Source organism: Microbacterium sp. A20, assembly GCF_004794515.1.
Classification (GTDB): Bacteria; Actinomycetota; Actinomycetes; order Actinomycetales; family Microbacteriaceae; genus Microbacterium.
Genome location: NZ_SSDF01000031.1, coordinates 1 through 21,062, shown reverse-complemented (window position 1 = coordinate 21,062; position 21,062 = coordinate 1). Strand labels below are relative to the sequence as shown.

Below are 21,062 nucleotides of genomic sequence, written 5' to 3'. Positions count from 1 at the left end.
CTGAGCAGCGGGCCCCGAGAGAATCGGCTCAACTCGCGACCTTGCCGCCCCAGCGGTGCCATCCACCGACGTAGCCGTTCGATGCGATCGCTGACGCCGATGTGTACTCCACACCGGTCGTGCCGTTCCACAGAGTGCTGCTGTTCGGCAGGCGCAGACCGGCCTGGACAGGGACGATCACGAGGCAGATGTTGCCGGACTCAGCCGTGCTTGCGCGTGCGGTTGAACCGCTCTTCCAGCTGCTGCCCTTGGCGCTCCCCGTGCACCCGGCAGGCGCCCCAACCGTGACGTTTCCCCACGCCATCGCAGGTGCGGCGATGCCGCCGACGAGACCCATCGAAGCGATCACTGCAGCTACTGCGATACCGAGGGGACGACTACCGCGGCGGCGCGGCGCCGCTGAACGTGTACGACTCATGGATTCCTCACTTCTCTCAGAGGTCGGAGTTGACCTGCTTCGAGCGTGGAACACGCGCGCGGAGGATGATATGTACCGATGGATACATATCTTGCGTTCTTTGCAGATTTGTCCTGCGCCGCTGCAACACTTCGGCGATGATCGGACATGAGCGGTAGTGAACGGATCATCGGAGAAAACTCATGGACGACACACAGCTCAACCGACTGCTCACCCCGCACGACAAGTGGTCGGAGTCACCGGAGGTTCTTGACGCAATGCTCGAACGCGTTGCCAGGAATGCCGCAGAGCAGCACGCACGGCCCTCGCTTCGCCCGCGTGGCGTCCGCATCGCAGCGGCCGTCGCTGCACTCTTGAGCGTCGGGGCCATAGCGACAGCGGCAGCCGTCTACATCGCTCCGAACTTCACGCCTGATGCCGTCATCCCGATCTCCTACGTCACCGACGAGGGTACAACAGTGGAGTGCACGTACTCGCTCGCCGTCAGGTCGTGGGATGGCACGGACGTCACGGAGGCGAAGGAGTGGATCGCCTCGCATGACTGGACCGGCATCGGCCAACGCGGTTACGACCTCGGCGAGCAGAACCCAGTCTCCGTCGGGGACGGTGACGTCGATCCCGAGCTCACCCAGGAGGACGTCGACCAGATCACAGTGTTCAGAGGCATCGAAAACGCCATTGGGAATGAAATCCCGTTCGAATTGATCAACGAACCCGGTATCGGCACCTCCGGCACTTCGACGTGCACATGGGTGCGGCACTGATGCCCGGCCGTTCCGAGGAGCCCCTCGAGGCGCTGGTGTCGATGTGGAGCGACGACAGGCTCGACCTTCCTGGCTTGATCGATGAAAGCAAGCGGGCACTGTTCGCGTACTTCGTTCGACGGGTCGTCTCCACTGACGATGCCGCGGACCTCACCGGTGAGGTGCTGCTGACCATGTGGCGCAAGGTCGAGGCCATGCCGTCCGACCGCATCGAGGCACGGATGTGGACGTTCGGGATCGCCCGGAAGGTGCTTGCCAACCACAGACGCGCGCTCTCGCGCAGGCGGAAGCTCAACGACAGGCTCAAGGGAGAAGCGCTCATCAGCGGCGACTCCCGCCCTGTGCGCGACGATGTGTGGGAGGCACTCGAGGCACTTCCCACGGGCGATCGCGAGGTCATCCAGCTCGTCCACTGGGACGGGTTCTCCCTCGCGGAGGCGGCGAAGATCCTCGGCAGGAAGCCGGCGACCGTCCGCAGCAGGTATGCGCGGGCGCGGGCGAAGCTTCGGGCTGATCTCACCCTCCAGAGCGACGCCTGAGAACGTTCTGCCAGTCGTCGAAACGACGCCTTGCCGAGTACCAGACCCCAGGTGAGCGTGTGTCTGGCATCGGAGTGGTTGACCGATGCCGTGGAGCACGCTCTCCTCGCAGATGGCCACCGGGTGCAGCGTATGGCTGATCCGGAGGTGGACTTGTTGCGCCCGCAAGACCTGCTGGTCAGCGATCCGACAATGCTTCCACCGCGAGAAGCCCGTCGCACAAGGCGTGTGCGCACGATCCTGTTGCACGAGTCCGGGGTGCCATCGACGCATGAGTATCCCGCCTGTGTCTGCCACATCTCGGCAGGAGGCGGCATCCGCGCACTGCTCACGGAAGTGCGAATCAGCATGACGCGCGGGGCATCACAGGCTCTGCTCACACCGCGGCAGTGGCAGGTCCTCACTCACGCAGCACAAGGGGCGACGAACCAGGACATCGCTGAAGCGCTCGTCATCTCCGTGGGAACTGTCAAGCGGCATCTCCACGACGCCTACGCGACGTTGCAGGTCAGCACTCGACTCGAAGCCGTTCGCGCCTGCGGCCTGTTGACCCCGCCGCCTCATCACTCTCGCGTGACACGTCCACGGGTATCTGTGGGGCGAGAGATGCGAACGACCGAAGAGATGCGAGGGGTCGTCCACCGATAACCGAACGGGGCGCAACTCGCCCGTCGGCGTCGGCGTCGGCGTCGGCGTCCGCGATAGCCATGTCTGCCATTCCGGTGCCTTCTCGCGACGTCAGCGGCCGTAGCGAGGTTCTGTCTCTGCACCAGTGGTGATTGGCTGCGGTTGTCCGCAGCTCGCGGGCTCGCGGTGATGTCTGGTCGTTGCGCTCTCGTAGCGTGACGGGATGTCGCAGCCAGGAACCCGCGCGGAGCAGCCGAGACCGAGCCTGAAACGGCGCGATCTGCGGTTGCTGCCGTTGCTCGCGGTGGTGTGGGTGGCGGCCCTGCTGTGCGTCTTCGTGCCGAGGTCCTCGTGGTGGATGGTGGGCGGCTGCGCCATGGGCGCGGTGCTCATGGTGCTCGCGATGTATCGGAGACGGGCACTGCGGCTTCACGGCGGCGGAGGTCTGGCCGTGGTGCTTCTCGCGGCGATGGCAGCCACCGGCCTTGCTGTCGCACTCGCCCTTCCCGCGCGTGCGCAGGCCGCCGACTGGTCCGGGCGAGTGGCGGAGGTGAGTGCGGAGGTGACTTCGTCGGCGTCGATCGGTCGGGACGGACGACTGTGGTTCGATGCGCAGACGATGACCATCGGCACCCGAGATCGACCAGCCGCGCTCACTGCGCCGGTGCGCATAGGAGTCGAGCCGGGCGACGGCTTCGATCTCGGTGCCCGGGTTCGAGTGGTCGGACAGGTGCGGACGACCGATGCGGGTGAGCGCTCGGCCCTCGTCGTCTTCGCGAACGAGACCGAGGTCGTCGAGCCCGCCTCCGGAGTGTTCGCCGTCGCGGCGAGCCTCAAGCGCGCTTTCGTGGAGCGGTCCCTGCGACTCCCCGAGCCCGGCGCAGGCCTTCTGCCGGGCCTCGCGGTCGGCGACACCCGTGCTGTGAGCGCGGAGTTGAACGACGACATGCGCACGAGCGGTCTCAGCCACCTGACCGCGGTGAGTGGAGACACAGTTGAGAAGACAGGTGGGTCAAGCGCGCTCTTGCCGCGCAGCCGCTGCTCGCCATCATGAGCGAGGGGGAGGCAACCGTTATTCATGTCCGGAGAGACCGATCGCGGTGCAGTGCACCGCGGCTCTAGGGTATGCGCATGACTGATACAAAGACGAGGGTGGTCCTAATTGGCGGACCGCTGGATGGACCACCACGAAGTCGACGTGGTCGTCGAACGGCTACATTTGAACTCACTGCATCACCCCGGTTACGTACAGCATGTGTACGACTTAAAGGGCAAGGACGCGCGCTTTAACGAGCCCGTCTACGAGCACGCGGGGGAGGACGAGACGAACCATCCTGCTGGGCTTGAGCGAGTTGGGATCGACCTCCCGGCCCACGCCTTCGTCACCAGCTAGCAGAGAAGTTGCGGTGGCAAGCGGTGCGGTCGCCGAATGAGCGAGCAAGGAAGGACGTCAGCGTTGCCCGACGAACTCCGGCAACGCTGTTGAAAGGCTCTCCTAGAACGAATTTGGACTGATGGACTCCTCACACTCAGAAGAGTCTCGGGCAAACGTCGATGGCATGATCAACACATCCTTGAGCATGTCGTAGCCCTAGATGATTCAAAGCCCGTTGGCTGTCTTCTCGGTGAATGCCGAGGTCTCTATTCGGGTAGGTGCAGAGAGGAGCTCGTCGGATGTAGGCACCGATTCGATCACTGAATCGCTCGTTTATCGCAAGCGCCGGGGACGTTGCCGTCCGTTGTTGCAGGGGGCGATGTCGTGACGAGGTTCGAGTCCCGCCGTGGGCCGTGAGTAGAGCTATGCCCACACCTCTCTGCTGAGCGCTTTTGCCGGTCAGATTCGCCTTGGGGTTTGCTCGCACTCGAACAGCGCATCTGTTGCCGTCGACTGCGGGTCCGGACGTTACGGAGCAGGCTCCTCGACTCGGAATCGGCGCGCGCTTCTTTACCGTCGAGCGCGCGGCCTCAAGGAGAGTGACGCGGCCATCCAGAATTTTTGTGACGTGGTGCGAATCCCTGGGCCGCAACGGGCTCTAGGTGCTCGGCAAGGTCGGATTATCTTCCGCTCTAGACGGGTGTTCGCCGGCTACGCGCGGACGTGGTCGGATGCAGAATGGGGTACGCCGGATGGTTGCGACAGGTGGTCTCGTGGGTGGCGAACGGCATAGGCCTGGCAGCTCTCGCCGCCAGCCTGCGGCGCCGCTACCTCGATTGGGAAGCGGGGGCTAGCTACTTGTTCCTCTCGCGTTCGACGATCTTGTTGACCGCGTCCTGCATTTCGATTTCCGCCTCGCCCGCGCTGAGCTCGCCACTCAGGATGCGCCGGGCACGATCGAGGGCTCTCGCGCTCGGTTGCTGGCCCTCGAGTTGATGTCCCTTCTCGATCGCCGCGAGTGCGTGATCTACCTGCGCGGGCGTTAGCCGTTGCTCATCCATAGTCTGCTTCCTTGTACCGGTCGGATCAAAGTCCCCCTGAGCGTAGTCCTGCCCGACCACCGAAAATCGACGCCCACCTACTCAGAGACGCAGGATGGCACATGCTGGCCTCACGGCTTCGAACCCCTGGCGCGTTCTCCCTCGGAGAGGGGTACGCGCCGATAGTCGGGATAAGGGGTCTTATCGTGCCCAGTGGGCCAGACGTTGAAGTGAGGTGGGGCTGAGTTGCTGATCGGCGTCTGAGCAGTGCTCGAGCGGGATCGCGAGGGGTCGATCGTCTGCAAAGTAGATTCGGGCAGCAACCGGACCGATACGCTTCGACCGTGAACATGAAGTCGCTCGCCGCCGTCGCTGTCCTCGCTACCCTCCTCCTGAGTGGATGCTCAGCAACGACGAAGCCGTCGTTGCTCGACGCCCCCGAGGGGTACCAGAACATTGAGAATGAACTCGCAATTCGCGAGGCCCCGGACGGTACCGTGTGCTCTATCTCGAGCGTCGGATGCCGTGTCGTGGAGGCGTTCGCGATCCAGGACTGCCCGAATGGCGCCTACATCGAGGCGAGGGTGCTGGACGGAGGTGGCGTCGTCATCGGTATGACGAACGCCACGCTCCCCGCTCTTAAGGCTGGTGACTATGGCAGGTTCGAGATGCTGATCTCGGAAGCCGGAGCTGCGAGCACGGAGCTATCGACCCTGAGGTGCAACTAAGCGAGGGCGACGGCGGGCTTCACGTGATCTCGCCAGCCGTCAGGGCGCGCTTGATCTCCTTCAGCGATCGCCAGGGGCGACTGCTCCCGTAGTGACGTTTCTGGAGTCGGAAGCCGCCTGCCCAGCAACCGGGCGATCCAGGGCGGCGCTGTAGAGCTCGCCGCGACCGGTGGCGCACCGCTCTTTGCGCTGGGCCTGATCGGGGGCAGCGTGATCGTTGCAGGAATCCTGCTCCTGCGCGCCCGCCGCCGAGCGCATACCACCTGACGCACACCAAAGAGCGGTGCAGACCGGGTGGGTGTGCCCGCTCTTCGATTAGGCGGTGAGGAACGCGCAATGTCGCCCTGTCGCTTGTAGCGCGCAGCCGCTAATCATCGTAGGACGAGTCGGGTCGATAGGATTCGGCTCATGAACGAGCAATCCGAGTCTCCGGCGGCACTGTCGGCTGGTCACCGTAAGCGGAATCTGATCATCGCGGCTGTCGCCGTGGTGGTTCTTGTTGCGGCGGGCATCACGACGGGTGTCGTTGTAGCAGATGCGAATGCTCGCGCCGAGGCCCAGGCTGCAGCCGATGCGCAAGCCGAGGCTGAGCGCGTCCAGGCGGAACAGGACCTTGCAGACGCACTCGAGGAGGCGCAGACCGCGTTGGAAGCGGGCGAGTTTCGCTACGTCGAGTCAGAACCCTACGGCGACGCTACGAAGCGGGAAGAGCTTCGGACGGAGATCGACGCCCTCACCAGATTGCTCGACTCGTCGGAGCCGACGACCGAGGAGTTGAAGGACGCGGCGACCTCTGTGGACATCGCAATCCTGCTGGTCGGTTCGAAAGAGCAACGCGATGCAGAGCTGGCAGCTGCGGCGGAGAAGGCGCTCGACAATCAGTACGAGACAATGGCGGCGTCATTCGAGGGGAACGGCATGTCCCCTCCATTCGACGGCCGCGAGTACTGCGAGTACCTGCACGAGTACTACACCCCAGACAACGTGTATCCGATGTTGTGGGGAGACCAGACCGAGTCACGTCAGATCGATATCGCCGCGGTGCGCGTGTACTGCCCGGAGTTTGCTCCGAAGATGGACATGGTGCTCGGTGGCTTTTACGACGGTGATCACATCGTCGGTCAGACGATCCAGCCGGGGACGTACCGGACGGCGACGGGAGTGAAGGACTGCTATTGGGAGCGCAACGACGGCTCCGGTGACATCCTCGACAACAACTTCGTCGGAGCTGCGCACAACGGCGTCACGGTGACGGTGAACTCTGGAGAGGGCTTCACGACGAACGGCTGCGGCCTATGGATTCCTGCGGGGTAGAAGGAGACCCCGGCGACCACTCACTTCCGCTCGATTGCTAGGAATATAAGACGAAGCGCCCCAGCAATCGAGCGCGGCAGAGCAGCGAGGATCCGCGTGCTTCTGGGGCAGTCGCGTGCGGGGTCATAAAGGGTGGCGACCCGTCGGGGCTTATGACCCCGCGCTAGATCTCGTACTAGCCTGCACGTCCTCAAGCCCAGACGAGTGGTCAGCGCGGCGTCAGATACGGTCGGGACATGGTGAAGCACTTCGATGACCTCTCTTCGGCTCTCCGAGAGTTCAGGATGCCCATGGAGAACCACGCCGCGATCTACCAGATCAAGAACGTGGTCGGGGGATTCGCGCCCGGGATCAAGGTGCGCAAAGACCTGATCATCGCTCAGCGCCTCGACGGAAAGCCTGAGATTCAGATCGGGCTGGGATCCGTTAGCGGTTTCGTCTCCGAGGAAGAAGCCGCGGTAGCTGCGGGCGGGCGTTCGAAGCGCCCGAGCGACCGCGGTAACGGCCTGTGGCGTGTGGACCTGCCTGTGCTCAGCCGCGGTTGAGCCCGTGGGTAATGCTGTCCAACGCTCGCTTGAAGTGACTCTCAGCGGCGTTAATATCCCGGAGTGGCGTCGAGGGGTCGAAGACCCGAAGTAGTGAGTATCGGAAGGTCGACGGATTTCGCTCCTTCAGCGCGACGTTGCCGCCGTGCCCATTGGTGGCGTAGGTGCGCCATCGCTGCAGGATGTTCTCGGCGCCGTCTGCCTTACCCACGTAGTGGCGACCGTCGCGGGTGTCGGTAATCAGATAGATCCCGACGACCGACGAAAGCGCGGTCTGCCAGGAGGCATATGGGCGCTCCTTCACGACCGCCTTCAGCACGTCATACGAGACGACCAGCTGGTCGAATCCCGGGAAGCGCGGAGGCTGGGCGTCGGCGAGCTCGAGCACCGGATACGTCGCGGCGGTCGGGCCGAAGACTCGCCACACCCGTCCTGCCTTCCACCGAATGACGAGCCGGTTGAGCAGATCTTGCATGTAGTCAGTGTCGACGAGGTCGAACTCACGGAGCTCGCCGTCGTTGGACAGTTCCCCACGGTTCTCCACGACGCGCCAGAGGCGGCCACGATCGCCGCCTTCGGGCATGAGCACGACCCAGAATCGTGGAGGCGTCGCGGGGAAGATCTGCGACTTCGCCGACTGGCGGCGTGTGTACGCGAGGATCTCGTCGTCCATCGAGCCTGCGTGGACGCCAGCAAGGCGGCTCGACGCCGGCTCGGCGTTATAGGCATGCCTGATCACCAGTACGTCCTGGATGAACAGCGACTCCGAGTCGAGGATCGTTCCGAGCGTCAACGGCATGGAACTGAGACTATCGACCAGGAGGCCGAGAGACGTCGGTGACGGTGATCCACTCGAGAACCCGAGGCTCCGGCAGAAACGGCCACCAGCGGTGCGCCAGGGGCCGTTCGAGTAGTGCTCAGCAGATCACTGCAGGGTGAACGTCGCGCGCCCGATCTCGGTCATGCCGAGGTCGTTGGAGGCGACCAGCTCGACGGGGGTGGTCTCGTCGTCCAGCTCGTAGGCGACGGCATTGGCGACGGTCCCGCCGTTCTTAATGTCCTGAAGCTGCGAGTCGAGGAACTGAGCGTCCGGGAGGGAGGCGACGTTGAGCTCGTTCACAGCGTTCGGGTCGTTGTCCTGAATCGCAGTGAAGGTGCCGATCCAGGCGGTCGTCGGATCAATCGCGTCGTCGGAGGTGTTGGTGACCTCGTACCAGAACGCGATAACGGGCTTCTCGCCGTACTCGTTCCCGGGCTGGCCGACCGCGATCTTCTTCGAGTCCGTGATGGTGACCGTGTACTCGGGCAGGGTCAGCACGTTGTCGACGAACGATGCATCGCTGCTCGCCTCCTCGACGGTGGCCGTGTCCTCGGAGACAGCAGTGGTCGTCTCCGGCTTCGGCTCGGCGGCCGGAGCCGAGCATCCGCTGAGCAGCAAGGCGACGACCCCAAGAGCGAGCACGGCAGAGTTCTTCTTCGATAGGCGCATGAGCGCATCCCCCAACAAGTGTGTGTGTGTGAATGCCGACGACACGTCAGCGAATCTCAAGCTAGCGGCACACAGGCGCCGCACAGTGCGTGGATAGATTCGAGGAGGCGATCGTTATCAGCCCGTCATCGGACGGCACACGAGCATGCAGGGCATTCCTCGGCACTGCGTTGGGCGCTCGACGGGCTAGTGCTTTTTGAACCGCGCGACTGCCAATCCTGGAACTCGAAGCTCAAAGCGTGACCCAGCCGACCAGCCAGCTGAGGATGAACCAGGCGCTCGCGATGAGTCCGATCGTGCCCATGACGATCGCCGCGCCCCGACGCGGTGTGCCGCCGGCGGCAGTCAATCCCTGGTGGATCGACTTGATCCCGAAGACGACTCCGAGGATACCCAGAATGATCGCGAAGAAGTATCCCGCGCCGGTCCAGTAGGTGGCCGCCTGCATGCCAAGGTTCGGGTCGTCGCTGCGCGCGAGGGCGATGACCAGGACGAGAGTCAGGCCGATCATCAGGATGCTCGCGGCGGGCCAGATGAGGGCGTGGACACCCCGCCGGAGATCGAGCGGTACCGCGACAGGTGCGTGATCGGCGGTCGCAACGCGTGCGTCTGCGACTGCCGACGATGAGGCAGACGACGCTTGCACCGGGGTGACCTCGGCGTGCTGCGCCGCCCACCGCTCGTAGAAGTGCGCGGATAAGCCTGGTGAAGCGGCGACGGTCTCGGCTGTCGAGTCGGAGATCTCGAGACCCAGCAGCGGGCGCAGTTCCGGGTCTGTGACCATGCGGGCGAAAACATCGGGGCTGACGTTCTCGGGTGTGAGCGGCATGTCGATCATTCTGGCAGGAGGGTGGGGAGATGGCGCGATGGGGTCCCCTGCCATGGTCCTATACCGGATCCCGCGCGATCCGCAGTCTCGCGGTACTCTCGCTGAAGAGTTGGACGATGGGGGAGCTGGTGGAGTTCAAAGGGTACGGCTCGAAGGTGCGCCTCGACGACGGGGTCCTTAGTGTAGGGGCATCTAACGGCGCGACGAAGATCTCACTGGGCGCGACAACTAGAGACATACCCGTTGCGGAGATCACGGCGCTACAACTGAAAAAGCCGACGCTTCTTGCCAACGGCCTGATCTCGATCCAAAGTGGTGTCGGTGTCACTCTGATCCACTTCCTGAAGAAATCGAGCGCTGACGCTGAGGCCCTTTTTCAGAAGCTGCAGGACGCCGCGAAAGCACCAACTGATGCGGTCCCGACCGGCAAGCTGGCGAACGAGAAGCTCGACGCCTGGGCCGCGAGACTTGCAGCCGATAACGCTCGAACTCGCGAGCGCATGGACGAGGTGAGGCGGAAGAGGCAGCGAGAATTTGAGCAGTGGAAGTCGGCCAATCAGGTGATCGCGGATGAATGGCGCGAACGCGCCGCGAACGCTAAAGCGTCACGTGCGGGCCTTGGCTCTTCAGCCGGCGAAGAGTCGGCATCGGAGATCGCGGCGGTGGCAACGATTCTTGATCTGGCTGAAGGAGAGGTGACTGCGCTTCCCAGCTCGAGCGAACTCGTCGACGTTGCCGGCGATCGCACCGTTTCGGAGGTCATTGACGAACTCCTGAATCTGGCAGGCAGCGCGGGCGGCGCTGGGGATGTTCTCCTCGAAGAGAAGTACATCCTCGATGCGATCAACTATGCACGCGTTCACGGGGATCGGAAAGAACGCAAGCGCACGACCAAAGAGATTATGCGCCGTGACGTTCAGGGGGAAGTGCGCGTTGGGTCGCGGCGGATCGGCATCGTCGATTCGGAGGGCTTTCTCGCGCAATGGTCTCGGAAGGGAACGCTCGTGGGTGTCGGGGGTAGCGACGCGAAGTCAATCGAGGTGAGGTCAGACCGAATCATCGCTGGTGATACTGCCCGACTTATCGACGAGTTCACGTCCGCGCAGGTGTACCTCGATGGCCAGACTCAGGTGGTGCAGCGCCCTACACTCACTCGCATGGCATTGCTGTCGCCGCTTCCCGGTTCGGCGATCATCGCGGGAATGGCTCTTCAAAAGAAGACGACCATCGATACTCGTGAGGCGGAGTTTCAGATCGGCTCGGTGGGATGGCAGTTGAGGATCCGGATCGCACCAGGTGCAGTGAATAGTGCCCGGGCGATCGCGGAGCAGGTGAATCGAGTCGCGTCATCGCTCGAGAAGCCGCCGCTCGCCGAATCGCCGACGGCTGTCGGAAGCTCTGAGAGTGCGAGCGGGGCGATCGAACAGCTCGAGCGGATCGAGTATCTCGTTGATCGCGGAGCTATCGACTCGGATGAGGCTGGGCGTTTGCGTGCCCTCATCTTGGATGCTCTGTGATCACCCCGAAAGCCCGCCAGCTGTGCGCAGAGCTCCTTCGAGGTTCTGCTCATTCGGTCATCGCAACGCCGTCAGAGGTGATGAGTTCGCACTGGCTCGTTTCGTCGTTCCGCTCTTCTGCAACGGCGTTGGTCGCGGCGCGGCCCGTCATGGTCGCCTGGAGCAGGTAGCTAAGGTGACTACTCGATCTGTGCACGACGCGTGGAGCCTGTCTCGGTGAGTGCATCGGTGCCCGCAAAGTGCGTGCTTGTCATCTCCTGTTCGGCTACGCGGGAGAGCAACGAGCCTCCACTCTCGAGCTCACAAGGTCGAGTTCGCCGCTTGTGTTCCTGAACGGGATAACGGGCCTGTAGTCGTCGTACGATCCGATCGAGTACCCGCTTCGCGGTTCTGTTGACTGAGGGTCTGTCTCGGAACGCTCCTGCGACGCGAGGGCTGAGCGCATAGTAGATGCGGACAAGTGTTCTGCCGGGAGCGGTCGTGTTCAGACATTCATCCCTGAACTGGCGAAGGACGAGCACTTCCGCCGCATCGTACGAACCGTAGACGGCGGTTGCGATGTAGCAACCCCCGGACGACTTCGTGTCGGTCGAAGATTCCGGCTGCGGCCTTCGTGAGGCAACCGCGGACGTTGCTGCCATCGTCTGCGCTTCAACCTGCCGCAAGATGGAAAGCACCATCTGGACGCGTTTGGCGTGCTCCGAGTCCGAACCTCGAGAGGCCAGTGGGTCCGCCTCGGCTTGGGTAATGAGTCGCCTAGCTTCGCGCAGTAGAGGTTCGCCGCGGGCTACATCACCCGAGCGGTGTAAGGCCAGTGCGAGGTTGATTCTGAGAACGGCGCGCGCAACGGGGATGATCAAGCGCGTCTCGAAGTCCCGGGGGATCCCGTCCGCACCATAGGGGATTGCGTCGAGAGTTTCGTCTGCTCGAAAAAGCGCCCCTATCGCGGCCTGGACATCCTCGTTGTCACCGATAGCGATCTGGCGAGCGGCAAAATTGTTGTAGGAGCATGCGACGCTTCGGCGTGCCTCATACTGAAATCCCTGCGCATCCACCAAGCGAGACATCTGCTCGATGGTCCCGATAAGCGAAGCATCATCGGGAAGGCGCGACAGCGAGGTCTCCTGATCTTCGTCCGGTGACCCCTTGAGGATCAGTGCCTTTGGCAGCGCTTCCTTGTTGAGCGCGATGGGTCCTAGCGGGCGCTTGGTCGCGGCCATCGCGAGGCTGTCAGCGATGACAGACGGAACCGATGTCTGCCCGACCTGCTTGCGACCCCATGCGGCCACCTTCCCGGCTGTTGTAAGGGCAACAGCGAAATGTGTTCCAGCTGCGATGGCGGCCACGTCCCCGAGCCCGTCTGGGATGTCTGTTTGTCCGAACTCGTTTTGTCCCCAGCCGACCACCTGACCGTCTGCCCGTAGCGCGAGGCTGAAGGCACCGCCTCCCGCCACAGCCACGACGTCTTTGAGATTCGTCGGGGGCGTCAGGTTGGCGTCGCGAAGCTGGTCCTGTTCGGCCCAAGTCAGAACCGATCGGTCCTCCAGCACAGCCAGACCGTGAGCGAAACCGGCGCCGACGGATGCAACGCTCCGCGATGCCCCAGGCGGCGGATCCGGCACAGCGCCCATCATGAAGTCGCCTAACTTCTGCCGCGACACGGCGCCATTGGCATCGATCGACAGAGCAAAACCTCCGCTCTTCGAGACGACGGACGGCGGCGATGAGGCTTGCCACTCTATAGCGGCCATGGCGTCGTGCACGAAGTGCTTTCCCCAGCCGACAACTGTTCCATCGGTCTGCGTCGCGAAGCACATCCCACCTCCGGCCGCGATTGCTGTGACATCCCTCAGGCCATCCGGAACCCCGGTCGCGCCCCACCCGACGACTGAGCCGTCAGAGAGGAGGGCGAGACTCACAAATGTGCCGGCGGCGATTGCCGTGACGTCACGGAGGTTCTCCGGCGGAGGTTCAGCGTTCCCCCACGACAACACACGGCCGTCGGTGGTGAGCGCGAGGCAGTGCTCTGACCCTGCAGCAATTGCGCGGACCCTCATGCTCGGCAAACTCCATCCGATGTGATGCAGAACGTTGGGCTTGCGTGCCGGGAGCAGGTCATGAGGGGACTCTAGCGCTCGCCTGCACCTCGGGAAGACTGGGGTCGGCTTGCGGTGCATGCCGGCGCTGGCAACAGCGCGTTGAATGACCGCCAGCCACTTCCTCTAGTTCAGCTATCGCTATTTCGCGTAGCCGTCAGGTAGCGCAAGAGTATCTAGCGCACCGGTAGTTGAATGTCCACCTGAACAGGAAAATTCCAGTTGCGTAGCGAGGTAGCCCAGCGTCGAAGGTTCGCGGCGGGGGTGAGGTGTCTAGCCGTTCCATAGTCAAGATCGGCGGTTTCCTTGATTTACTCGCTACAAAGCTACAGTTCATTGAATTCCCAGGTCATCCTGCATTTTTGTGTAGCGATTGGGTAGCGCCACTCAAGTACCGAGCTACAGCCTGGCTACTCGGGCGTTCGTCGCTCTATCTCCGTGCATATCCGGCAAGATATTGACCTGGTGGTGGCAACTGCCAGTGGTGCACGAGCAGACGGAGCTAGCCGTTGATGAGGGAAGGATCTTCATTCCATTAGCGTCGCTGCTTGCGCTACCCTCCAACCATGGCTATCGCGGCGACGAGCTGCTGCGAAAAGCCGTGCCCAGGTTGAGCTCGCGTGACACCGAGGCCCGCTTGTTCGCCCACCCACCAGAGGCATAGCTCTTCGAGCAGCGGATAGGGAACGTACGACGCGGTGAACCTTGGCATGAACAGTTGCGCAAAAACAGAGGATGTCCCCGTGAGCACCTGTTGAGTGAAACGGATGCGGCCGAGCGGTCCGAAGCGTGGACGTGCCTCGAATCGGTGGCCGGCCTACGTGGATCGCTGGCTCGGTACGACGATCGCGAACGGTCAACCGCTTCGTAAACGCTTCGAGACGGATCTCAGATCGACGAGAGCGCGCCCGCGGCGACTCTGACGGGCGGCGTGGAGGCCCAGTTGTGAGCTGAAGACAGGAGGCGCATCGAGTAGGCCGGATGCGTCTCCTGTTGTCGCACGTCTAACCTACGCTGTGCCTATGGACGCTCGAAAGCCCGCCCCGCCCGACCGCTCCCGCATGAAAGCGAGACCGTCTGAAGACGTCATCCAGGCGCTCGCTGATGCGATCACAAGGCTCAACGGCGATGGCGACTTCATTGCTCGCGCGCTGACTGAGTCGCTCTTGTCGGAACGACCGATCGAAGGCGAGGAGGAGATGTCTCCCCAGGAGATCGACTTCCTGATCAGATCCGAAACGTTTACGGCCGAGGAGTTCGAGGAACTCTCTCTCCGCGTCGCCCGCGGGGATCTCCCCGCCAGGGCAACATCGACGCTCCTCGCGAGCTTGAACCAGAGCATGTCTGCGGACGATGCTGCGGCATTCCTAGATCTGACCCCGACAGAACTCCGAGACTTCGTCAGTGAAGGTCGGCTATATGCAGTCAACCTCGAGGGCCACCAGCGATTTCCGTCCTGGCAGTTCAGTCTCTCGTCGCCGGGCAAGGTGCTCCCGCACCTGAAGGAGATAATCGCGCTTCTCAAGGGCAAGGACTGGATCTCGGTCTCGGGGCTGATGTCCACCCCACAGTCGACCATGGTCGCTCATGGCAAGCAGACGCCCGTCGAGTGGTTCCGAAGCGGGGGCGACTTGGACGCTCTCGAGCAGACCCTGCAGGCCCAGAAATGGCGGTAGGTCGCCGCGTGACGCTCAGGAACTCGCGATGGATCCGGGGTGAGGTGAGAAGTGGGCTTTGACTGGCGAAGCGAGTGGTCGGCATTTCAGGTCGCCCTAGTTCATGAGACTGCGAAGCGTTACGTGGAATGGCAGAGACGGGCGTCGGAAGACTGGGATGCATGGGACGAGTATGGTCCCCAAGGCCAGAGGGCTCTCGAGGATGAGTTTGCGGAGTTGTTTCTCGTGCAAGATGAGGCGCGCATTGAGTTGCTACGAACTGGCCTGACACCGAGGTTGCCCAAGGGCGGGGAGTCCGCTTCGAAGCCAACCAGCGCGACTGCCTCAGGCTGAGGGATCTGCAAAGTCGCGATGAGTCCATAGTCGCCGCTGGCGCGTCCGCCTCGGATGAGGCGGTGTACACGGCTCGTTCGTTGTACACGATACACACGATGCACACGATGCACACGATGCACACCTACGTCGCAGTCGGGAATTGGTCGCGGCCGCGCAGGTGACGAGCAATGGACGGCAGCACAAGTGGCTCGGATAGCTGCGATAACTGGTCTTATCGTCGGTAAAGGGCCAGATAGGGAAGTGAGATGGGCTGAGCAGGTGAGAGCGCGTTCCGCATGATTTCAGGCGACGCGCCGCCGCGTGATGACTTGATGCCCGGAGCGGCCAGGAGCCTCAGTCGCGGCCGTCCGCGACGATGAATGCGATGCCGTCCTCGTGCTGCCAGTGAGATGCGATGCCGAGGGAGCGCTTCTTCAGCTCATCCCGGAACGCCTGGATATCGTCGTCCGTGAAGGTCCACGCATGCCGCAGAAGACTCGCACCCAGATACCGGCTGCCAGCATCGTCGAATCCTGGAGACGCCCGCCGAAAACGATCGTTTCCGGCGAGCTCGGATCCCACGTCCTTAGACGCCTGCCGCTAGTGCTCGCCGGTACCTGCTTTCGGCGGGCGTTTCTGGCTTGTCCCCCAACGGGCATTATCCACTCGGAGCCTCGAGGGCTCGAATGGCGTTCCATCGGCTCGGAACCCGTCATCGCCGCTACGCCCATACGTTGAGTCCCAGCCCGATCGTGAAGGCTGCGAGGAGCACGACTGCCACGATGCCCGCGAGAGTCCGGGTGCTAAACGTGGTGCGCAGGAGAGCGAGCATTTTGACGTCGACGAGGGGGCCGACGAGGAGGAGGGCGACGACTGATCCTGCGGAGAAGAATGACGCGAACGACAGGGCAAAGAACGCATCCACGTTCGAACAGATCGATACGACCATCGCGATCAAGATCATTGCCACGATCGACATAACCGGATTGGATCCGACAGACAGGAGAACCTCACGGGGGATTAGCACCTGGATAGCACCGGCTAGTGCGCAGCCAATCACGAGTGCGGGCATGACTGCGCGGAACTCGACGACGAACTGGGTGAGGCTACGCCGACCGCGGCCACGGCTGCCTGACTCGTGGGCGGCCCTGTCGCATGTATCACGGAACTGGTCAGTGAGGAGAGTTCCCGGATCGGGGTGACGGCTGTACAGCCAGCCGATGAGGTTGGCGATGGCGTAGCCGCCGAGAAGGCGCGCAATCAGGATGCCGTCATCGAATCCGAAGGCTTGGTGGGTCGTGAGAATGACGATCGGGTTGACGATCGGGGCTGCGATCAAGAATGTGAGCGCATCAGGGACAGTGAAGCCGCGCATCAGCAGTCCCCGAGCAAACGGCACGTTGCCGCATTCGCAGACGGGGACGAACATGCCCAGGAGCGAGAGCACCATCCGACGCGGCCATGCTCGTCGCGGCATCCAGCGTTCGAGCACTCCGGCGGGAATCCACACCTGCACGATGATCGACAAGACCACGCCGAGGGTGACGAATGGCATCGACTCAATGAGGACGCTGACAGCGAGTGTGAGGCCGTCCTGCGCGCGGGTCGGGAGGGAGACCGGGAAGAACGTCGGCGCGAAAACTTCGATCAGGAATAGTGACGCAATCACGCACACGCCGACACCGACCATCGCCCACGCAGCACGCGAGCGAGCAGCAGGAGGTGTCCCGCTGCTCGCCCTGGTGGTCACCTGTTCTGGCTCAGTTGACCGTGTCATCTGTGCTCGGCTCATCGCAGCCCGAATGCGCCACCGCTAACCAGGATGAAGATGCCCAGACCGATCAGGACGAGCGGGAACAGCACGTGTTCCCAACGTTCCAGGATCTCCGCGATTGGTCGACGAGTAGCGATGAACTTTGCGACAACGACCAGGACGGCAACGAGGGCCAGGAACACCACGCAGTACGCGACGACCGCGGCGGGACCCACGCTGAGGAACACGGGAACGTAGACGCCGATGTTGTCACCGCCGTTGGCGAAGGTGACCCCGGCCACAGCCCAGACCGCGACCTTTTTTCCTTCGATCTTGCCCTCGTCGTCATCGTCGTCGTCGCGATTGCGCCACGCCTGCCATGCCGCCCAGAGACCCAAACCCAGGGGGATGAGGCCGAAGTAGGGAATGACTTCAGGAGGGAGGAACGCTCCTGCGCCGAGAGCAACGAGTACGGCGGCGCCGAGGATGCCAGCGAACCCCAAATACTGCCCGAGCAGAATCCGGGTCGTTGTACCTCGTTGGCCCGCACCTCGGGCGAAGAACAGAGAGAGCACGATGATGTCGTCGATGTTCGTTACCAGGAACAGACCAACTGCTTGCAGGATGGAGAGGAAGATCATGCGCTGACCTCCATCGTGCAGCAGTCCGCAACTGTGCACGTGGGGTCGATGCACTCGGCCTCGTGATCCACGGCCAGGGTCGTATCCAGTAGAGCGGTCAGCGCCGTGGTCAACCGAGGATCTGCGACCTCGTATCGAGTGCGCCGCCCCTCGGGCTCTGCCACGACGATGCCGCAGTCACGGAGGCACGTGAGATGGTTGGAGACGTTCGATGGGCTCAGGCCCAGCTCGCGGGCGAGCGCCGCCGGATAGATCGGGCCGTCAAGCAGTGACATGAGAATGCGTGATCGCGTCGAGTCGGCCATAGCGCGGCCGAGGCGATTCATCACGTCCAAGCGAGTAGTAATAGTCAGCACTCAATGAATATACACGCTTGGATGTATGATCGGATACCGCGCCAGATCATCCGACAAGGCGCGATCCGAAGCGTCTCGACTACCTGGGTCTACCCGCTAGTGCAGCGCTCGACGTCAAGGAACCTCCATCATGCACACTTCTTCGTTATCCGGGCCCGGCCACCGCGCAGCCGCACACCGTCTTCGCCGGATGAGTGGCACATGGTGAGGCGGGATCGAGGTCGGAGGCTGGTTGTTGCGCTCGTGATCGCGTTCAGTATGACCGTGATCGACCAGGGTTCGAAGGCTCTAGCCCTGGCCCAGCTCAGCGAGAACGAGCGCATTCCCCTAGTCGGTGACCTGCTGGGCCTCCAACTTGCATTCAATCCCGGCACAGTCATGTCGCTCGGGTCGGGGAGCACGTGGGTGTTCACCGTGATCGGAACCGCAGCGACGATCGCGCTGCTCTACGCTGCTTGGCGATCCAAGTCGATCGCGTGGGCGATCGCTATCGGATTCGTCTGGGGCGGAGCAGTGGGGAACCTCATCGATCGCCTCCTTGCCCCGCCCGCGTTCGGTGTCGGTCACGTGACCGATTTCCTCGCCTACGGCAACCTCTTCATTGGCAACATCGCGGATATCTCCATCGGCATCGGCGTCGGCCTGGGGCTCATTCAGATCATCCTGAATCCCCGTCCTGAGCTTCCCCGTGGACAGTCCGCTGCCGCTTGACCTCGCCGAAACCTCGCGGCACACTGCTCGAGCTGGGTCCTGTGAGGATCTTCCCCGCTGCAATCACCGGAGCGCTCCTTATGATCCGCGGCGGTGATGAGACCAAAGAATGAGACGTCTTATCTAGTGGGCGGACGCGAGAGGGTTCAAATGTCAAGCGACGTGAGGAGGAGACATGGCGGCTGAGCGCCTGATCTACAAGCGGACCGACGGTAAATGGGCATGGAAGCTCACATCCCAGGGCCACGTCATCGCCACCGACGGGGGACGAGGCTATAGAAACGAAGCAGATTGCCGGCGCATCGCCGACGCCGTCATCGGGGGACCCTTTGCCGACGCTAAGACGAGAGTTCTCAACTAGCTCACATCAGGCAGGCATCCTCGGTGGCACTCAACGGGGCGTGCGCGAACTGCAGCATGTCCGAGAATCGCCGTAAACGATCGTTCTGGCGGGTTCGCGTCGCACGTCATCGTGCGCCCGCCGTTAACGTTCGCCGGTATCTGCTTTCGGCAGACGTTTCCGGCGTTCAGGTAGCTTGTCTTGCTGCGCTCGCTCGTCGTCCGTCGATGCGAGTTGGCGTGGTTGGTTTCGTTCCGCGCGGAGTTGTTGCTCGATCTTGGCGTGTGCTTTTCGTTCGTTGCGGTCGGCTCTGATGATGGACCGCAGGACGAACCAGAATGCTGCGACGACGGCGATCGTGGGGATGACGGACCAAAAGGCGTTGGTCCAGTAGTCATTGAGATTCATCCGCGCCTCCCGGGGGTTCACGTAGCACGAGCGCCAGTCCGACGATCGCGAGGATGAACGCTGTTTCGTAGCTTCCGAGCGTGTATGCCCAGAGTGACCATTGGTGTGGAACGGTTGTGTCGATGAGGAGATGAGCTGCGATCAGTGCGACGGCGGCCAGGAGAAGGAAGGCCCCGACACGTACGAGGCGATCGTGACGCCGCTGTGGGGACATGTGGCTGGTGCGCGTGGGAACGTGTGTTCGTGGACGGTGCCGAGCTGGGTGCAGGTGGCGGGTCATCTGAATATGGCTCCGATGAGGTAGAAGCTCGCAAGGGCGAGAAGCAGGGCGAGGACTGTGGCGCACGCGATGAAGACGGATATGCGTCGGAAGGGATTGCGGCGGGGGACCATGGGTGGCCGTTCTGGTGGTGGCGTTCTCTACCGGGCGGGGGCGAGGATGGTCGTGTCGTCGGCTGTGATCTGGACGATGCCGCGGTCGTCGACAACGATGAAGCGTTTGTCGTCGATCGCGGTGAAGGCCTGAGCGGCCCCTTGAAGCGCGTCGAGGCGTTGCCATGTTCCTTCGGTGTTCTGTGACCAGAGGGCACCGTCGGTTCCGACTCCTGCGAGCGAGCCATTGGGTTTGGCGTCGAGTGTGTAGAGCAGTGGGGCGTCGGCGATGGGGGTGAAGGTGGCGCCGTTGTCGGTGCTGAGGAGTAGTCCTTCTTCTGCGGCCGCGTAGAGACCGTCGCCGGTGGCGGCGAGGTCTGCCGCGGCAAGCGTTGCGCCGCGGGTCCATTCGAGACCGTCGTCAGTGCTGATGAGCAGATCGACGCCATCGGAGGCGATCCCGTAGAGAGTGCCGTCCGGTCCGGCGGTGAGGACATGGAAGTCCGTGCTGCCAGTGAGCGCGATCGGTGACCACGACTCGCCGAAGTCGTCACTGCGAATGACACCTAGGTTCGGGGAGCCGAGCTCTGCGGGTGTCTGTGTGCCCGGGTGTCCGGATGCGAAGAGGGCGTCGTCGAGGACGGTAAAGCCCATCGCATCGAAATCGTGGCCTCCGATGGGACCGGCGATCGCACCTTCGGGTGTGAGGGTGAAGAGCCCTCCGTGGGTGGCTACGAAGAGGTCCTCACCGCGGGGGTCAGCGGCAACACCGTGAATGTGTTGGATGACGGGGGGGGGCCGCGTTGGTGCCGGAGGCCTGCGGCACGGCGCAGCCGGTGAGGGCGACGGCTACGAGAGCGATCGCGAAAGCGGGTAGGGGCGAGTGGCGGTTCATGAGACTCCGACGTGAAGAAATGCATGCGGGTGCGCGAGCGGTACGCGAATGAGAGTCGCGACAGGGCACCAGCGCGGTGGCGTGGGTTACTGCGAGATGGCCATTTCGGGGGTGCGGGCGAGCGCCGCACCCCCGAAGGTAGATCAGAGTGTGGCGAGGAGGTCTTTCATCGTGGCGATCTCCGTGGTCTGCGCCTCGATGATCGTCTCGGCCAGAGCGACCGCGTCGCTGTTCTGGCCGTTGTCGACCTCTTCTTGGGCCATCTCGACGGCACCCTCGTGGTGCTGGATCATCTGCTCGAGGAACAGGCGGCT

Annotated in this window: 23 protein-coding genes; 10 read left to right on the top strand and 13 right to left on the bottom strand. The window is 63.0% G+C overall.

Annotation, left to right across the window (positions count from 1 at the left end):
• Positions 1-28: 28 nt before the first annotated feature.
• Positions 29-181 carry a hypothetical protein gene (locus DW298_RS19175; protein WP_168429520.1) on the bottom strand — a complete coding sequence of 51 codons (153 nt, stop codon included), beginning with the start codon at positions 179-181 and terminating at the stop codon, positions 29-31.
• Between the two features lie 419 nt (positions 182-600).
• Between DW298_RS19175 and DW298_RS01155 the strand changes: the two genes are divergently transcribed.
• From DW298_RS01155 to DW298_RS01140, 3 genes are all read left to right on the top strand, one after another.
• On the top strand, positions 601-1,182 hold the full coding sequence (locus DW298_RS01155) for a hypothetical protein (RefSeq protein ID WP_136040657.1): 582 nt from the start codon (positions 601-603) through the stop codon (positions 1,180-1,182).
• Positions 1,182-1,721, top strand: a complete 540-nt coding sequence (locus tag DW298_RS01150; protein WP_168429519.1) for an RNA polymerase sigma factor — start codon at positions 1,182-1,184, stop codon at positions 1,719-1,721. The genes DW298_RS01155 and DW298_RS01150 overlap by 1 nt, the downstream gene beginning before the upstream one ends.
• Positions 1,722-2,571: 850 nt before the next feature.
• Positions 2,572-3,402, top strand: a complete 831-nt coding sequence (locus DW298_RS01140; protein WP_136040654.1) for a DUF4131 domain-containing protein — start codon at positions 2,572-2,574, stop codon at positions 3,400-3,402.
• A gap of 1,175 nt (positions 3,403-4,577) precedes the next feature.
• Here the strand turns inward: DW298_RS01140 and DW298_RS01135 are convergent.
• Positions 4,578-4,784 (bottom strand): hypothetical protein, encoded by a 207-nt coding sequence (locus DW298_RS01135; RefSeq protein WP_136040653.1) that lies wholly within the window; start codon positions 4,782-4,784, stop codon positions 4,578-4,580.
• A gap of 323 nt (positions 4,785-5,107) precedes the next feature.
• Between DW298_RS01135 and DW298_RS01130 the strand changes: the two genes are divergently transcribed.
• The 3 genes from DW298_RS01130 to DW298_RS01115 all read left to right on the top strand — a co-directional run bounded on the left by DW298_RS01130 (position 5,108) and on the right by DW298_RS01115 (position 7,350).
• Positions 5,108-5,491, top strand: a complete 384-nt coding sequence (locus tag DW298_RS01130) for a hypothetical protein (protein ID WP_079113010.1) — start codon at positions 5,108-5,110, stop codon at positions 5,489-5,491.
• 408 nt (positions 5,492-5,899) lie between these two features.
• The gene (locus tag DW298_RS01120) at positions 5,900-6,805 is read left to right on the top strand and encodes a hypothetical protein (protein ID WP_136040652.1); all 906 of its coding nucleotides are present in this window, start codon (positions 5,900-5,902) and stop codon (positions 6,803-6,805) included.
• Positions 6,806-7,041: 236 nt separating this feature from the next.
• The gene (locus DW298_RS01115; RefSeq protein ID WP_079113008.1) at positions 7,042-7,350 is read left to right on the top strand and encodes a hypothetical protein; all 309 of its coding nucleotides are present in this window, start codon (positions 7,042-7,044) and stop codon (positions 7,348-7,350) included.
• Here DW298_RS01115 and DW298_RS01110 read toward each other — a convergent pair.
• The 3 genes from DW298_RS01110 to DW298_RS01100 form a co-directional block, all read right to left on the bottom strand.
• A complete protein-coding gene (locus DW298_RS01110; RefSeq protein ID WP_079113007.1) occupies positions 7,337-8,149 on the bottom strand; it encodes a GIY-YIG nuclease family protein in 813 nt (270 codons plus the stop codon). The genes DW298_RS01115 and DW298_RS01110 overlap by 14 nt on opposite strands.
• A 126-nt stretch (positions 8,150-8,275) precedes the next feature.
• Complete coding sequence (locus DW298_RS01105; protein ID WP_205820203.1) at positions 8,276-8,812, bottom strand: DUF5067 domain-containing protein; 537 nt, start codon at positions 8,810-8,812, stop codon at positions 8,276-8,278.
• A 259-nt stretch (positions 8,813-9,071) separates the two neighbouring features.
• Entirely contained in the window at positions 9,072-9,668 is a 597-nt protein-coding gene (locus tag DW298_RS01100) for a hypothetical protein (RefSeq protein WP_136040650.1), read from the bottom strand.
• Positions 9,669-9,784: 116 nt separating this feature from the next.
• Between DW298_RS01100 and DW298_RS01095 the strand changes: the two genes are divergently transcribed.
• Positions 9,785-11,185 (top strand): hypothetical protein, encoded by a 1,401-nt coding sequence (locus tag DW298_RS01095; protein ID WP_136040649.1) that lies wholly within the window; start codon positions 9,785-9,787, stop codon positions 11,183-11,185.
• Between the two features lie 179 nt (positions 11,186-11,364).
• On the opposite strand, the gene DW298_RS01090 is transcribed toward DW298_RS01095, so the two are convergent.
• Positions 11,365-13,002 carry a CFI-box-CTERM domain-containing protein gene (locus tag DW298_RS01090; RefSeq protein ID WP_240744965.1) on the bottom strand — a complete coding sequence of 546 codons (1,638 nt, stop codon included), beginning with the start codon at positions 13,000-13,002 and terminating at the stop codon, positions 11,365-11,367.
• A 1,301-nt stretch (positions 13,003-14,303) separates the two neighbouring features.
• Between DW298_RS01090 and DW298_RS01085 the strand changes: the two genes are divergently transcribed.
• On the top strand, positions 14,304-14,957 hold the full coding sequence (locus tag DW298_RS01085) for a hypothetical protein (RefSeq protein ID WP_136040647.1): 654 nt from the start codon (positions 14,304-14,306) through the stop codon (positions 14,955-14,957).
• Positions 14,958-15,626: 669 nt separating this feature from the next.
• Here DW298_RS01085 and DW298_RS01080 read toward each other — a convergent pair.
• The 4 genes from DW298_RS01080 to DW298_RS01065 all read right to left on the bottom strand — a co-directional run bounded on the left by DW298_RS01080 (position 15,627) and on the right by DW298_RS01065 (position 18,022).
• The gene (locus tag DW298_RS01080; RefSeq protein ID WP_136040646.1) at positions 15,627-15,854 is read right to left on the bottom strand and encodes a hypothetical protein; all 228 of its coding nucleotides are present in this window, start codon (positions 15,852-15,854) and stop codon (positions 15,627-15,629) included.
• Between the two features lie 139 nt (positions 15,855-15,993).
• Complete coding sequence (locus tag DW298_RS01075; protein ID WP_231728841.1) at positions 15,994-16,962, bottom strand: permease; 969 nt, start codon at positions 16,960-16,962, stop codon at positions 15,994-15,996.
• A gap of 98 nt (positions 16,963-17,060) precedes the next feature.
• Positions 17,061-17,666: a cadmium resistance transporter gene (locus DW298_RS01070; protein WP_025103726.1), complete on the bottom strand. Its 606-nt coding sequence runs from the start codon at positions 17,664-17,666 to the stop codon at positions 17,061-17,063.
• On the bottom strand, positions 17,663-18,022 hold the full coding sequence (locus tag DW298_RS01065) for a winged helix-turn-helix domain-containing protein (RefSeq protein WP_061018111.1): 360 nt from the start codon (positions 18,020-18,022) through the stop codon (positions 17,663-17,665). Before DW298_RS01065 ends, DW298_RS01070 begins: the two co-directional genes overlap by 4 nt.
• A 258-nt stretch (positions 18,023-18,280) precedes the next feature.
• On the opposite strand from DW298_RS01065, the gene DW298_RS01060 reads away from it, so the two are divergent.
• Both DW298_RS01060 and DW298_RS01055 read left to right on the top strand, forming a co-directional pair.
• Positions 18,281-18,733: a signal peptidase II gene (locus tag DW298_RS01060; protein ID WP_231728840.1), complete on the top strand. Its 453-nt coding sequence runs from the start codon at positions 18,281-18,283 to the stop codon at positions 18,731-18,733.
• Positions 18,734-18,908: 175 nt separating this feature from the next.
• Complete coding sequence (locus DW298_RS01055; RefSeq protein ID WP_136040645.1) at positions 18,909-19,094, top strand: hypothetical protein; 186 nt, start codon at positions 18,909-18,911, stop codon at positions 19,092-19,094.
• A gap of 123 nt (positions 19,095-19,217) precedes the next feature.
• Here the strand turns inward: DW298_RS01055 and DW298_RS01050 are convergent, their stop codons facing one another.
• From DW298_RS01050 to DW298_RS01040, 3 genes are all read right to left on the bottom strand, one after another.
• On the bottom strand, positions 19,218-19,481 hold the full coding sequence (locus tag DW298_RS01050; protein ID WP_082738454.1) for a hypothetical protein: 264 nt from the start codon (positions 19,479-19,481) through the stop codon (positions 19,218-19,220).
• 420 nt (positions 19,482-19,901) lie between these two features.
• On the bottom strand, positions 19,902-20,630 hold the full coding sequence (locus tag DW298_RS01045; protein WP_342589074.1) for a F510_1955 family glycosylhydrolase: 729 nt from the start codon (positions 20,628-20,630) through the stop codon (positions 19,902-19,904).
• A gap of 261 nt (positions 20,631-20,891) precedes the next feature.
• On the bottom strand, positions 20,892-21,062 hold a 171-nt coding region (locus DW298_RS01040), incomplete at its 5' end, for a DUF305 domain-containing protein (RefSeq protein WP_136040644.1).